Raw genomic sequence first — 14,252 nt, forward strand, 5'->3', positions numbered from 1 at the left:
TGAATCGCCTGCATGGTCAATCGTTGCCGCGAAGCTGTACCGGCCCTGAACTTTTGAATGAACCGGATATTTCCTATATTTGAATATGAAGCACTCCGAACTTCTCCTCGTTCTCGATTTTGGATCACAATATACTCAGCTCATCGCACGTCGGGTGCGTGAACTTGGGGTCTATTCCGAAATTCATCCCTTCAATATCTCCGTTGCGAAGATTCGCAGTCTGCAACCAGTGGGAATCATTCTCTCGGGCGGGCCTTCGAGCGTCTATGAAACCGATGCTCCAAAGCCGTCCCCCGAAATTCTCGGGCTCGGGATCCCTGTGCTCGGGATTTGCTACGGGTTGCAGCTGATTGCGGAGCAAATGGGAGGCAAGGTCGACCCCTTCGCCAGGAGAGAATACGGCAAAGCTGTGCTGCATGTTGACAAGGGAGACGATTTGCTGCAGGGACTCGACGATTCTACGCCGGTCTGGATGAGCCACGGTGATTCGCTCAGCCAAATGCCGGCCGGGTTCGAGCCGATAGCACATTCTGACAACGCTCCGATCTGCGCGATTCGCAACGCGTCCAAGAGGATCTTCGGTGTACAATTTCATCCGGAAGTTGCTCACACGCCGCAGGGGAAAAAGGTCCTTGGCAATTTCCTCTTCAATGTCTGCGGTGCGAAGGGAGACTGGACCCCCGCTCACTTCATCAAACAGTCGGTGCAGGATATACGAGAACGGGTCGGCTCTTCCCGTGTGCTCTGTGCGTTGAGCGGAGGCGTGGATTCCTCGGTCGCCGCCGTGTTGCTCCATCAGGCAATTGGTGATCGCCTCCACTGCATACACATCAACAATGGTCTGATGCGGAAAGGGGAGAGCGAGCAGGTTGTGGAGACTTTCCAACAGACCTATCACATCCAATTGACATATGTTGACGCATCGGAGACTTTCCTCACAAGACTTCTGGGCGTGACCGATCCGGAGAAGAAACGAAAGATCATCGGCAATACGTTCATAGAAATCTTCGAGATCGAAGCGAAGAAAATTGCCGGGAGTGGCGCAGGGTTTGAATATCTGGCCCAGGGGACGCTCTACCCGGATGTCATCGAGTCCACATCGTTCAAAGGCCCGTCGGTGACGATCAAGACTCACCACAATGTGGGTGGATTGCCTGAGAAAATGAATTTCAAGCTTCTCGAACCCTTCCGGGAACTGTTCAAGGACGAGGTCCGTGAAGTCGGAACGATGCTCGGCTTGCCGGCTCACTTCATCGAGCGGCATCCATTCCCGGGACCGGGACTGGCTGTACGTGTCCTGGGTGACATCACCCGGGAGAAGCTGGACCTTCTTCAGAAAGCAGACTTCATTTTCATTGAGGAGATACGAAACGCCGGGCTGTACAACGACATCTGGCAGGCTTTCGTGGTTCTTCTGCCTGTTCGGTCCGTGGGTGTGATGGGGGATGGAAGGACGTACGAGTATACGGCGGCGCTGCGTGCTGTCACGAGCGTCGACGGCATGACGGCGGACTGGTCGCGCATTCCATCCGACGTCCTGGCGAAGATCTCAAGCCGCATCACCAACGAACTGCGTGGAATCAATCGCGTCGTGTACGACATCAGCACGAAACCTCCTGCCACCATTGAATGGGAATGAAGGCGATTCGTCATCAGATGAGTCCGGAGCAGCGGGAACAACTCTCTACCACCATCAGTGAGATCCATGATTGAACTTCGCAATGTGACGAAGAAGTTCGGCAGTTTTACGGCAGTGGACAATATTTCCTTCGTTGTGCCGCCGGGGGAATTCTTCGGATTCCTCGGACCGAACGGGGCTGGAAAGACAACCACCATCAAAATGATGGCGGGGCTTTTTACTCCGACCGACGGGCAGATCCTCATCAGCGGCTATGATGTAGTCAAGGAGCCGATCAAAGCGAAGTCGCACACCTCATACGTTCCGGATCAGCCGTTCCTCTACGACAAGCTGACCGGCAGGGAGTTCCTGTACTTTATCGGCGGCCTCTACAAGATGGAGAAGAGCGCCATCGCAGAGAAGATCGCAGAGGTCATCGATCACTTCGAGATCGGTGATTGGGTGGACAAACGCACGGAGGACTATTCGCAAGGCATGCGTCAAAGGGTGACGATTGCGGCGGCGCTGGTGCATCAGCCCAGGGTCTTGATCATCGATGAGCCGATGGTCGGGCTGGACCCGCGCAGCGCGAAAATTGTCCGGGAAACCCTCAGGATGATGGCGCGGCAGGGGGTGAGCGTCTTCATGTCGACGCACAGCCTTCCCACCGCGGAAGAATTGTGCGACCGGGTTGCTTTCATCAAGGACGGGCGTATTGTGTTCATGGGAACGCAGGAAAACCTCCAGACATACAAACAGAAACTGGATGGAAAGTTCGAATCGGTGTTCCTCGAGTTGACGAAATAGCGATGACGAAGACCGCCGCGAGCACATGAGCACCTTCTTTCACATACTTAAATACAAGTTCCTCTCATTCATCAAGTCGACGTTTGACCGAAAGCTGGTGACTGCCGTCCGTGGGTTCGGATCGCTTGCCGTCTTTGGAGCGTTTTCAATCGCCGCATATTTTCTCGCGTTTGCAGTTACGAAGAGCGTTCTCGAGCAGACGCGAATCGGCCTGTTTGTCTACCACCGCTTCATCTCGATGATGTTATTCGTGCTTTTTGTCTCGGTGAACATGGGAAACATTATTGTTTCCTACGCGACGCTCTATAAGTCTTCCGAGGTCGGATACCTCTTCACAAAACCGGTCTCCTTTACCCAGATCTTCGTCCTCAAGTTCCTCGACAATTTTCTCTACAGCTCCGCGACGTTCTTCCTCATGGTGTTTATGGCGCTTCTGGGGTACGGCGCGTACTTCGGGTACTCGTGGCTGACGTTTGTTGCGGTGATGTTCCTTGTTCTTCTGCCGTATCTGTTCCTGTCGGCATGTGTTGCCGCGTTGATTCTGATGTCGCTCATGAAGGTGGCGAGCAAATGGGGTTTTCGAAAGGTCATGTCTGGTCTGGCTCTTTGCTACGTTGCGATGGTCGCCCTGTTTTTCAAGTACTCGAATCCGATCGAACTCGTTGAGTTCGGGCGCCGCTTGAACGTTGACACCAGCATATCCACGGCGGGACTGGACACCGGAGTGCTGGCCAATCTTCCCAACGCATGGGTTTCCAATGTTCTATTCTACATCGCTCGGGGGAACAGCTCTCTTGCATGGACGCACGGTGCGCAGCTGTTCCTGCTGACAGCGGCGATGTTTGGTGTCGTAGTGTTCGTGGCGCACCGGTTCTATTACAAGAGCTGGCTCGTCACGTTCGAATTCCAGGCCAGGAGCAACACGATTGAGTCAGGGAAGAGAGTCAAGGTCTTCGATTTCCGGAGAAAATCCATGTTCTCGCCTCAGCTGGAAGTGCTGTTGAAAAAGGAGTATTTCCAGTTCTTCCGCGAATCGAGCCAATGGATTCACCTTGCCCTGATGATCGTGCTTGTCGGTGTCTTTGCGTTGAGCGTCGGGAACGTGAATCTGAAACTGCGTGTAACGGAGATCCAGACTGTCGGTTATCTCATCCTCTATGCGTTCGGGGGCTTCCTCAGCTGTTCGCTCGCTCTTCGGTTCCTGTTCCCGGCCATCAGCATCGAGGGGAATTCATTCTGGAGCCAGCTCAGCGCGCCGCTGGATCTGAAGAAGCCGTACTTCATCAAGTTCACCATCGGTTTCATGGTGGTCTTTGTGCTGGCGCTGCTTGTCGCTGTGTTTTCAAATGCGCCGTTTGCTCGTATGTCGGAGCGGCGTCCCATCCTGATGTACTTCGGCATCTATAGCGCGTTCTGGGTTTCGCTCACGCTCGTCTCGCTCAATCTTGGCCTTGGCGGATACTTCGCGAACTTCAAGGAGAAGAACCCGATCCGCCTTGCATCATCGCAGGGAGCGACGCTGACCTTTCTGATGTCTCTTGTCTACCTGATGGCCCTCGTGTCGGTCATCATCCTCCCGTTGACAGAGTATTTCCAGTCGTTGTTCCAGTTTCTTCCCTTCGAGATCTCCACGATCGTCGCACCCGCCACGACGGTTTACATGCTCTCTGCTGCGCTCAGCGCGTTTGCACTTTTTGTCGGGCTCCGTTCTCTGCAAAGGGATTTTTGATTGCAATTCAGCCCCTCAATCTCTATCTTCTGCCAGTATGATAGACGAACCAACTCTGTCGCAGTGGCTTGATCAGGCCCGATCGCTGGTTGACGAGCGAAAGCTGCTGCATGCGCTTCAAATGTATCACAGAATAACTGCCGCCGCACCGTCTCTCGATACCGCGTGGGTTGAGCTCGCGTATGTTCAGTTTGAACTCAAGCAGTACCCCGCGGCGGAGAAGACTCTTCTTCGAGCTGTCTCAACAAGTAGCGAACCCGAGGAGATCCTTTTTCTCGTCGGCAACCTGTATCTGAAGCTCAACGAGTACGTCAAAGCGCTGTCGTACTACAAGAAACTCCTAGGACACCCTCAGACGCTGAGCAAAGATCTCCGTGCGCATCTGAATTTCAACGCTGCGCTTGCCTACTACTATCGCGATAACATCCGTCTCGCTGAAATACATTTTCGTGCCGCGCGCCGGATCGATCCGCGTTTCCCGAAGATAAACGAATCGCTCGGCGAGCTGCTCCTGCGGCGGGGAGCGTACGCAGAAGCGACCGATTGCCTGAAAGAAGCGATTGCGAAGGAACAATCCAGCTGGATCGCGCACTACATGCTCGGCACCGCGTACGCGAAGATGTACGATTGGCGAAAGGCGCATGCGGAATTCGTGATCGCAGTCGAAATGGATCCGAAAGAGCCGAGGGCGTGGCACATGTGCGGCGAGGCGCTGCTGGCGCTTCACAAGCTTGACGAAGCTGAGCGATATCTCCGCAAGGCGCTTGAGCTGAACCCCCAGCTGACCGATGCCGTCGTCGATTTTGGATTTCTCTTCCTCCGCCGCGGTGACTACCAAAGAGCCCGGGAGCTCTTTGAGCAAGCTCTTCAGGTGGAGCCCCATCACACCCGGGCCCTGCAGGGCACACGTGAACTTAAGCAATCCCAAACTCCGCACTCCTGATCTGCCATGACGCTGCGCCGACGCTATCTCTTGCTTCTGGCTCTCGCTCTTCTCACCGGGATGATATTCCACGCTGCTTTCAGCCAGATCTCGGTTCGTGACTCCGTGACATACGTGCCCGCCGTCGAACGAGCGTTCCAGAATGCGATGGGGCAGTTCAAGAATCATCGGTACAGGACTGCACTCGAGGCATTTCAGGGCATCGTGAGCATGGCGGAAACCACTCATCGGACGAGCGGTGCGTATTTGATGGGGGCCAAATCGCTCTATCATTTGGGAGAGTACGAATTGTCTGTCTCGCTCCTGAGAAAGTTCTTCAACGAGTTCAAGAAATCAGAATACAGCGACGACGCGGCGTACACACTTGGACTCGATTTGTACCAGTTGGAACAATACAGGCAATCCGCAGAAGCATTTCTTACGGCGTGTGAGGCTTCGGGTGATTCTGTGCTGGCGGCCAGGGCCGAACGAATGCTCAGCATCGTCGCCTCTGCAAACCTCCAGCCGGTGGATGTCCAGCGGCTCCTCGGGGAAGCGAAACACACGCGTGTCGAGGCCCTGCTGACCATACAACTCGCAGACAAGGTGCTCCGATCCGGCGATGCGAGTGAAGCGAGGACGCTGCTGAGGGGCGTGCTCGCACTTCCAAAACCGAATCCGTACTTCAGTGAAGCGCAAGCGGCGCTCGAGCGAATCGACCGGAGCGGTGTGCTGCGGATTGGCGTGGTGCTGCCGCTGACCTTCAAGTCCGATCAATCGAGCACCCGCGGCGTCGGTCAGGATCTCCTTGACGGCATACGCGTGGCGGTCGATGAGCACAATGCGGAAGCGATGCCGAAAGTGAATATTGAAGTGCGGGATTCAGAGCGTGACGCGGGCGTAGCGGCGCGCCAGGTTTCGGAGCTTACCGCGGATGACCAGATCCTGGCCATTGTGGGGCCGGTGTTCAGCAACGAAGTGTTCTCGAGTGCGGGGCTCGCTGCTCGGAAGGGAATCCCGCTCATCACGCCGACGGCAACATCGGTCGGCATCGCGGCGATCGGCGAATCGGTGTTTCAGGCGAACCCGGATTTTGTCGCCCGCGGGCGGGCGATGGCGCAATATGCCGCTCTGACTCTCGGCGCCCAGCGGTTTGCCGTTCTCGCGTCATCTGATACGGTCAACAAGCTCATCGTAGACGCGTTCGTCCGCGAGGTGAACGCTCTCGGAGGTCAACTTGTCGCTGTGCAATGGTACGCACCGGGCGAAACAGATCTTCGGGCTGAGCTCGCGGTATTAAGAAAACGGGGAATGGAATTGACGGAGCCGAAGGTGGTGAACTTTGGAGTCAAGCTTCGTCCGGTCGATCTCAAGAACATGGTCACCTGGGGTGTGCCGCAGCCCGTCCTCGATTCATTGTCAGCAGTGGGTGGCGTGGTCGACGTCACCGTGTTGTTCGGAGAGGCGGGAGCACGGATTGCCGATTCCATGAAAATCCCGACGCAGCGCGTCAAGGCGAAGTATGACAGCCTTGCGTATCCTGTCACCGGTATCGACGCATTGTTCGCGTCAATTGCCGGCTCAGAGGAAATCGGAATTGTCGCGTCGCAGCTGCGGTATTTCAATTTCCAGACTCAGTTGCTCGGAACCGGCAATTGGAACGACCCGACCGAGCTGGATCAGAACCGGCAGTATGCGAACGGGGTGATTTTTGCCACGGACGCGTATTGGGAAGAGATCGACCAGCAGTACCAGCTGTTTGCACGCGAATTCAAATTGAAGTACTCCAAAGATCCCTCGTTGAACGCTATGATCGGATACGACGCGATGAAGTTGCTCCTGCAGGCTGTCCGGCAGGGGGCGATTCGCCGCGAGGATGTTATCGGGGCGTTGAACACCGGGCGCGTGTTCAGGGGTGTTCATGCAAAGATCAGTTTCAACAAGGGGAGGGTCAATTCCTTTCTGACGTTGATGCAGTTCAAAGGACGGGTCATCAAGAAGGTTGGTGAGATTGACGTAAGCCGGAAGGCCATTACCGGCAACGAGTGAGGACCATGAACTCCCGTGACCAGACAGAGCGAGGAGTCTTCGAACCCTCGTACTATCACACGACGATCAAGCAATGGCCGTCGGGGGAGCGTCCGCGGGAGAAGCTGTCGAGGCATGGCCCAGCGTCTCTCTCCGAAGCCGAACTCCTCGCAATTCTCCTGCGCTCGGGCTCAAAGGGCGTAACTGCAGTCGACCTCGCTAAGAAACTCCTGTCTGATCATCGCACGTTGAGAGACCTGGCTCGCATGTCGGTTCTGGATCTCGGCCGTCTCGGCATCGGCAGGGTCCGGGCCGCGAGCATTGTTGCGGCGTTCGAACTCCTGCGCCGTCTGCCGGCGAGCGACGGAACGGACCGTCCGGTCCTTCAGGCTCCCGAGGATGTGGCGCGCATTTTCTCGCCGAAGCTCCGAGATCTCCGGCATGAAGAGTTCTGGGCCCTGTTGCTGACAACTTCGAATCATCTGATGCGGGAGTTGCGGATCACCAGTGGAACGCTCAACTCGTCGCTTGTGCATCCACGTGAATGTTTCGCCGAAGCCATCACGGAAAAAGCGGCGAGCGTGATTTTCGTGCACAATCACCCAAGCGGGAACCATGAACCGAGTCAGGAAGACGTTGCCATTACAAAGCAACTGGCCGAAGCGGGCAAAATTTTGGGAATTCCGGTCTATGACCATGTCATCATCGGCGGAGCGCAATTCTCAAGTTTCGCTCAACGCGGTCTGTTGTAAACGGTTCACTTAAAAACGTTTAACGGGTTACTTTTTCTTGACTTTTAGGGCTTGAATGTGTATCATTCTTCAGAGTTCGCTTTGTGAATACCGGACCGTGCAATTGAACACATAGGAGAAGTTCTCATGAAGAAATCATATGCTGGTCTATTTGTTGCGGGCGCGATGTTGGCGGTGTTGGCCAGCGGCTGCACGAGTAAACCAAGTGCGGCAGAGCTGAAGCAGTTGGAGGACTTGAAGGCCGAGGTGTCATCCCTGCAGCGAGAAATTTCTGCAAAGGAATCGGAGAAGGCCGCGTTAATGAAGGCAATCGCCGACAAGTCAGCTCAGCTGGCGCAATGTGAAAAAGACAAGGCGCTCGTGCAAGAGCGTTTAAAGGGAATGTAATCTAAGGCCCATTACCAAGGAGAATGACCATGAAATTTATGAATCGCGTAGTCCTCGTGGCGGCCTTAGTGCTCTATGTGTGCTCGTACGCCGCTGCACAGGAAATGACTAAAGAAGATTGGCAGAAGCAGATGACCGAGCTCACTGCCACGCGGAATGCACTCAAGACCAAGTTGACCGCGTTGCAGGCTGACGTTGACAAGCTGAAGAAGGAAGATGCCGACAAGGCTGCCGCCCTCAAGAAGTGCAATGACGACATCATGGCTCTGGTCGCTGCTGACGCAGCTGCCGAGCGTGCATTCGCTGCAAAACTCGATGAGGTCGATGGAAAGATCAATGAGCTTTCCCGTCTCTCCAACCAGGATCTGTGGGCCCGCAAGGCTGAGGTTGACGATGTTCAGAAAATGCTTGACGACGCAAAGAAGAACAAGCTGAGTGCGTTGCCGAAGTTCTACGACCGGATGAAAGAACAGCAGAATCGGCTTGATGCACTCCGCAAGACTCTGGAAGCCGCGCAGATGGCAATGACCTATACCGTTGGCACGTGGGCGAAAGACAGGGATTGCCTCTGGAACATTGCGAAGAAACCGAAGATCTATGACAATGCATTCATGTGGCCGAAGATCTGGCAGGGAAACAAGGACAAGATTAAGAACCCGGATGTGATCAAGAAGGGTCAGGTCCTGAGCATCCCGGCGAAAGCTGATTTGACGAAGGAAGAAAAGTCCGCTGTCCGGTCATACTGGAACAAGAAGAAATCAGCCGAAGAACCCGCGGCAAAACCAGCCGCTCCGGCAAAGAAGTAAGGGAGTACTACTTCCGTCGATTTGTTGAACGCACAAACGTATACGTCTTCGAAACGCCCTCTCCGCACCGCTGTGCGGGTGTGAGGGCGTTTCGCTTTTTTGAGGCGGCACACTCGGGAGGCATATCGGATTGGCTGAAAGGAAAGTTCTGCTTGCCGGCGTCGACACCATGCAGCTGCTCGGATTCAACGACGCCAACCTCCAGCTCATAGAGGATCGCTTCGATGCGGCGATTACAGTCAGGGGCGATCAACTGACGGTGCGGGGTTCGGAGGGGGAAATTGCCAAGGTCGCGAAGATATTCAAAGAACTGATCTACATCCTCAACAAGAACGGAAACCTCGCTCCCAATGACGTGGACACCGTCATTGACCTCGTCACTGTCAACGGTTCCATTCCTGAAGCGCACCACGAAGGTGCTTCCGAAGATTCCGACTATTCGATTCTCTACACGAAAGTCGGCATCATCAAACCGCGTACGCCCGGACAGAAAACGTACATCCAGCAGATCAGGAAAAACGATATCGTTTTCGGCATTGGTCCGGCAGGAACGGGCAAGACCTATCTTGCCGTGGCGATGGCCGTCGCCGCGCTCAAGAACAGGGACGTGACAAAAGTTGTTCTCGCCCGGCCCGCCGTGGAAGCGGGGGAGAACCTCGGCTTTCTTCCCGGCGATCTCCAGCAGAAGGTCGATCCGTACCTGCGACCGCTCTACGATGCGCTTGATGACATGCTTTCGGCGGAGAGGTTCCAGAGTTACATGGAGAAGCGCATCATCGAGATCGTGCCGCTCGCCTATATGCGCGGGCGAACCCTGCACAATGCCTTCGTCATCCTCGACGAAGCTCAGAACGCGACCGCAATGCAGATGAAAATGTTCCTGACGCGGCTGGGAGCCCACTCACGTGCCGTGATCACGGGGGATGTCACGCAGATTGATCTTCCGCACACTGCGGTCTCAGGACTCGTCCAGATACAGGATATTCTGAAGTCGATTCAAGGGGTGGGATTCGCGTATTTCGACAGGAATGATGTCGTCCGGCACCGCCTGGTGAAGGACATCATCGATGCCTATGACCGGTTCGACAAAACGGGTGATGGTACAAAGAAGAATGGCGACCGGACACCCCAGAAGGCCGGGGAGCAGCGCTTACCGTAGCTGCGATTTCTTTTCCAGTTTCTTCCCTTCATTCCAGATCGCGTCCATTTCCTCCAGCGTGGAGTGTTCCAGCTTCTTCCCGCGCTTTCGGATTTCTTCCTCGATCCGCTGAAAACGCTTCGTGAATTTCCCGGTCGATTTGCTGAGGGCGCTTTCAGGATTGACCTTCAGGAAGCGCGCGTAGTTCACAAGGGCAAACATGAGGTCTCCGAATTCCTCTTCCAGGTGATCATGTGAGCGTTTCTTCTCTGCGCCGTGCAGTTCGCCTATCTCCTCGACAACTTTTTCCCATACATCTTCTTTCCGTTTCCAGTCGAAGCCGACTTTCGAGGCCTTCTCCTGCAGGCGGTGTGCGCGGAGGAGGGAGGGCATTTTCTTCGGAACCCCGTCCATTAGCGACTTCCGTCCTTCAGAGAGTTTGATCTTTTCCCAGTTGTTCAACACATCCTTCGAATCACGGACCTTCGTAGTTCCGAACACGTGCGGATGACGCCGGATCAGCTTGGCGCTTGATTCAGCGACGACGTTCTCGATCGTGAATGCCGACTCTTCCTCAGCCATGATAGAATGAAGAACCACGTGCAGGAGCAGGTCCCCGAGCTCAAGCTTCAGGTCGTCAAGGTCCTTGTGGTCGATCGCTTCAACCACTTCGTACGCTTCCTCGATGAGGCTGTGGCGGATGGATTGGTGCGTCTGTTCGCGGTCCCACGGGCACTCCTTCCGCAGCCTGCGAACAACCTTGACATAATCAGCGAAAAGTGATTCGATGGTCTTTTTCTTCTTCAAAGGGGCCTCCTTCTTGGGTTGAATCATAAGGAAAATGGGGGGGAGAATCAAACGGAGAGATGCCAAAGTGCAAACGTGGGGCAAAACTTGATAGTTGAATTCACCCTGCAAAACGCGTAGATTAATTGGACTCCATGGAGCAACACCGCCACTCCTGCAATCATCGTGAATGAGTATGAGCAACCAGCGATCGGCTTCAAAGTCCTCGATTGAGAAACTCGTCCGGTTCTTCGAGCAGAACATCTATCAGCTTAAGTCCCCGGCCTTCAACGAGACGCAGGCACGCCAACAACTCATTGATCCTTTCTTCGAGGCGCTTGGCTGGGATGTCCACAATCGAAAGATGAATCCACTCTATCTGCAGGATGTGATTCCTGAGGGACGGGTGAAGACGAACGTGGGCAAAGAGGTCAAAGAGCAGGAAGTGTTATTTGAAAAGAAAGGCACACTGGGGAAGGCGCACAGAGAATACGCTTCAATTCTTGACTACATAGCGGAAGACAATTATAAGGCAAGCTGGAAAGAGGCGATCAAGAAGCCGGATTACCGTTTCCGTATCAAAGGGCAGACGAAATTCTTCGTTGAGGCAAAAAAGCCGTTCGTTGATCTCTCGAAGAGCAACGAGGCAATTTTCCAGGTCAAACGATACGGTTTCTCCGGAAGGGTCCCCGTCTCCATTTTAACGGATTTTGAGCAATTCAGGACGTTCGATTGTACGCACAGGCCGCAATTTGATAAACCGAAGCTCGGCGCTATCAAAGAGCTCGATCTCACCTACGGCCAATACCTCGATCAGTTCGACCAGATCTATGATACGTTTTCGCATGAAGCCATCGAAGGCGGATCGCTTGACACGCTGACACGCAAGCTTCTCCAGAAGAAGACAGGTGACTTCGCGCTCGATAAGCATTTCCTCGAAGACCTTTCTGCTTGGCGCGAGGAACTGGCCCGGGACATCGCAAAGCACCCGAAAAACCGGCGCCGCCTCACCGACTACACTCTGAACGAGTCGGTTCAGAGAATACTCGACCGGATTGTGTTCTTCCGTGTCTGTGAGGACCGTGAGATCGAAGTGGAGAACACACTCCTCGCCATTCTTCGCCTTTGGCAAAGCAGACCCGGCGTGGCCCTCTATTCACTCCTCAATGACCTCTTCAAACAACGGCGATCACTCTATAATGGCTTGCTGTTCGCCTCGCACGAATGTGAGGAACTTGAGGTAGGGGACGACGTGCTGCTCAAGATACTCCAGGGCCTCAACTATCCCTTTTCTCCCTACTACTTCAATGAGATCGGGGTCGAGATTCTTGGCAGTATCTATGAGAAATTCCTCGGCAAGACGATTCATCTCACGCCCAAGACCGTCCGCGTGGAGGAAAAGCCGGAGGTGCGAAAAGCCGGTGGTGTTTACTACACGCCGCAGTATATCGTGAATTACATTGTTGACAACACCCTGGGCAAGCTGCTCTATGACGATGTGGACGGAAACGGAGGGAAACGGAAGCTCAAGCTCTCTCCCAAACAGGTTTCGAAACTCAAGATCATTGACATCGCGTGCGGGAGCGGATCGTTTCTTCTTGGTGCATTCCAGAAGCTGACTGATTATCATTTGGAATGGTACCGCGAACACCCGAAGGAAGTCGAGACAGTTCACAACGTACCCGATGCTTATGGCGACGCCAACGGCAATTTGCGCCTTTCGTCGCGCAAGAAGCGGGACATACTGCTCAACAACATCTATGGCGTGGACATTGACCGGCAGGCGGTTGAAGTGACGCAGATGTCGCTCTATCTCAAAGTGCTCGAAGGAGAAAACGCTGAGACGCTCAACCCGCAAATGATGCTCGCACTCAGGGAGGCATACCTTCCATCGCTGGGAAACAACATCAAGTGTGGAAACTCTTTGATTGGGACAGACATTTCGGCTCAGTCGGATCTTTTTGATACTGAGTCCACTCAGAAGATCAATCCGTTTGATTGGGAAACCGAGTTTTCAGAAATCATGAAACGAGGAGGATTTGACTGTGTCATAGGCAATCCGCCGTACTTGGCTGGCAGGGAATGGACGGAAGACCTGTGGAATCAACGAGATTACTTGAAGCAGAGATTCAGTTGTATGACTGATCAGTACGATCTCTATGCTCTGTTCTTGCAGAAAGGCGTCGATCTATTGCACGATGGGGGCTATCTTGGATTCATCACTCCGACAACCTGGTTGAACAATGACCATTACGAGAGCTTGCGCCGGTGGATTGTTTCCAAGACAGAAGTAGAGAATCTGGCAGACTACCGTGATGTCGACGTTTTTCCCAATGCTACCGTCCTGCCAGTGGTATTCGTCGGAACAAGGAAGAAACGACCCGACAAAAAGAAGGTCTGCGTAATCAAGAAGTTCAGTGATCCCAATGCATATACAACTGCATCGTCTTCGGTGTCGGTGTGGGATGAGTTTCCGAGCTTGATCTTCAATCTTTCTCTCACCGATGCTGATGTTCCAGTAATGAAGAAGGTTGAGCGGTCTGCAAAACAAATTGGTGAGCTTTGCCAAGTTCGTTTCGGAGTGAAGGTCTATCAACGAGGCAAAGGAAGACCTCCTCAGACTGGAAAGGAGGCAGAGGTGGGGCTGTTCGAGTCGGATAAGAAGAAGGGAAAAGACTACTTCCCTTATGCTTGGGGAAGACATGTTACAAGTTGGCACATTGAAGCGAGGCTTCCTTGGTTGAAATATGGGCCGCACCTCGCTGAACCCCGGGATTTCGATTTATTCACTGGTCCGAGAGTCTTGGTGAGACGGATCGTCGGCGAGCGATTGATTGTCGCTCCGACAGAGCAAACGTTGATTGCTGACCAATTGCTACACACGGTGAAACCCAAGACAGGCTTAACCGACATTAGGTATTTGGCGGCTGTTTTGTGCAGCCAGACCATTGCATACTACTTTCGCAAACGATTTAACCGGACTGAAAAGACCTTCCCTGAGATCCGAGTTGGAGAACTGGAACAACTTCCTATGCGTACCATCGATTTCACAAATCCGATTGACAAGAGAGGGTATGACAATCTCGTCGCTTCGGTAAGCAAGATTGTCGAGTTGCACGAGCAGCTTCAAAAATCCACGTTCGACAGCGAAAAAGAGCCCATACTGCGTCAAATTGCCGCGACGGACAAGAAGATCGACAAGCTTGTGTACGAGTTGTATGGATTGACGGAAGATGAGATCAAGATTGTAGAGGGGGGGAGCGAATGAAGATGTTAGTC

The 14,252-nt window shown here is 53.9% G+C and carries 11 protein-coding genes; 10 read left to right on the forward strand and 1 reads right to left on the reverse strand.

All coding sequences use genetic code 11. The features are described from left to right. The first annotated feature begins 85 nt into the window (after positions 1 to 85). The 9 genes from guaA (at position 86) to NTU47_06060 (ending at position 10,208) form a co-directional block, all read left to right on the forward strand. Positions 86 to 1,639, forward strand: coding sequence for a glutamine-hydrolyzing GMP synthase (guaA, locus tag NTU47_06020; protein MCX6133355.1), 1,554 nt, complete (start codon positions 86 to 88; stop codon positions 1,637 to 1,639). Between the two features lie 66 nt (positions 1,640 to 1,705). Next, entirely contained in the window at positions 1,706 to 2,425 is a 720-nt protein-coding gene (locus NTU47_06025) for an ABC transporter ATP-binding protein (GenBank protein MCX6133356.1), read from the forward strand. Between the two features lie 25 nt (positions 2,426 to 2,450). After that, positions 2,451 to 4,154: a hypothetical protein gene (locus tag NTU47_06030; protein MCX6133357.1), complete on the forward strand. Its 1,704-nt coding sequence runs from the start codon at positions 2,451 to 2,453 to the stop codon at positions 4,152 to 4,154. Between the two features lie 37 nt (positions 4,155 to 4,191). Then, positions 4,192 to 5,097 (forward strand): tetratricopeptide repeat protein, encoded by a 906-nt coding sequence (locus tag NTU47_06035; protein MCX6133358.1) that lies wholly within the window; start codon positions 4,192 to 4,194, stop codon positions 5,095 to 5,097. Between the two features lie 6 nt (positions 5,098 to 5,103). Beyond that, positions 5,104 to 7,125, forward strand: coding sequence for a penicillin-binding protein activator (locus tag NTU47_06040; protein MCX6133359.1), 2,022 nt, complete (start codon positions 5,104 to 5,106; stop codon positions 7,123 to 7,125). Positions 7,126 to 7,130: 5 nt separating this feature from the next. Further along, positions 7,131 to 7,856: a DNA repair protein RadC gene (gene radC, locus NTU47_06045; GenBank protein MCX6133360.1), complete on the forward strand. Its 726-nt coding sequence runs from the start codon at positions 7,131 to 7,133 to the stop codon at positions 7,854 to 7,856. A 126-nt stretch (positions 7,857 to 7,982) separates the two neighbouring features. Beyond that, on the forward strand, positions 7,983 to 8,243 hold the full coding sequence (locus tag NTU47_06050; protein ID MCX6133361.1) for a hypothetical protein: 261 nt from the start codon (positions 7,983 to 7,985) through the stop codon (positions 8,241 to 8,243). Positions 8,244 to 8,272: 29 nt separating this feature from the next. Next, complete coding sequence (locus NTU47_06055; protein ID MCX6133362.1) at positions 8,273 to 9,049, forward strand: LysM peptidoglycan-binding domain-containing protein; 777 nt, start codon at positions 8,273 to 8,275, stop codon at positions 9,047 to 9,049. A gap of 130 nt (positions 9,050 to 9,179) precedes the next feature. Beyond that, on the forward strand, positions 9,180 to 10,208 hold the full coding sequence (locus NTU47_06060) for a PhoH family protein (GenBank protein MCX6133363.1): 1,029 nt from the start codon (positions 9,180 to 9,182) through the stop codon (positions 10,206 to 10,208). Here NTU47_06060 and mazG read toward each other — a convergent pair. Next, positions 10,200 to 10,994, reverse strand: coding sequence for a nucleoside triphosphate pyrophosphohydrolase (gene mazG, locus NTU47_06065; protein MCX6133364.1), 795 nt, complete (start codon positions 10,992 to 10,994; stop codon positions 10,200 to 10,202). The two genes, NTU47_06060 and mazG, sit on opposite strands and share 9 nt — an antisense overlap. A 175-nt stretch (positions 10,995 to 11,169) precedes the next feature. Here mazG and NTU47_06070 point away from each other — a divergent pair, with 175 nt between their 5' ends. Then, positions 11,170 to 14,241, forward strand: coding sequence for an N-6 DNA methylase (locus tag NTU47_06070; protein ID MCX6133365.1), 3,072 nt, complete (start codon positions 11,170 to 11,172; stop codon positions 14,239 to 14,241). The last annotated feature ends 11 nt before the right edge of the window (positions 14,242 to 14,252 follow it).

The sequence above is a fragment of the Ignavibacteriales bacterium genome (assembly GCA_026390595.1).
Lineage (GTDB): Bacteria > Bacteroidota > Ignavibacteria > UBA10030 > UBA10030 > UBA9647.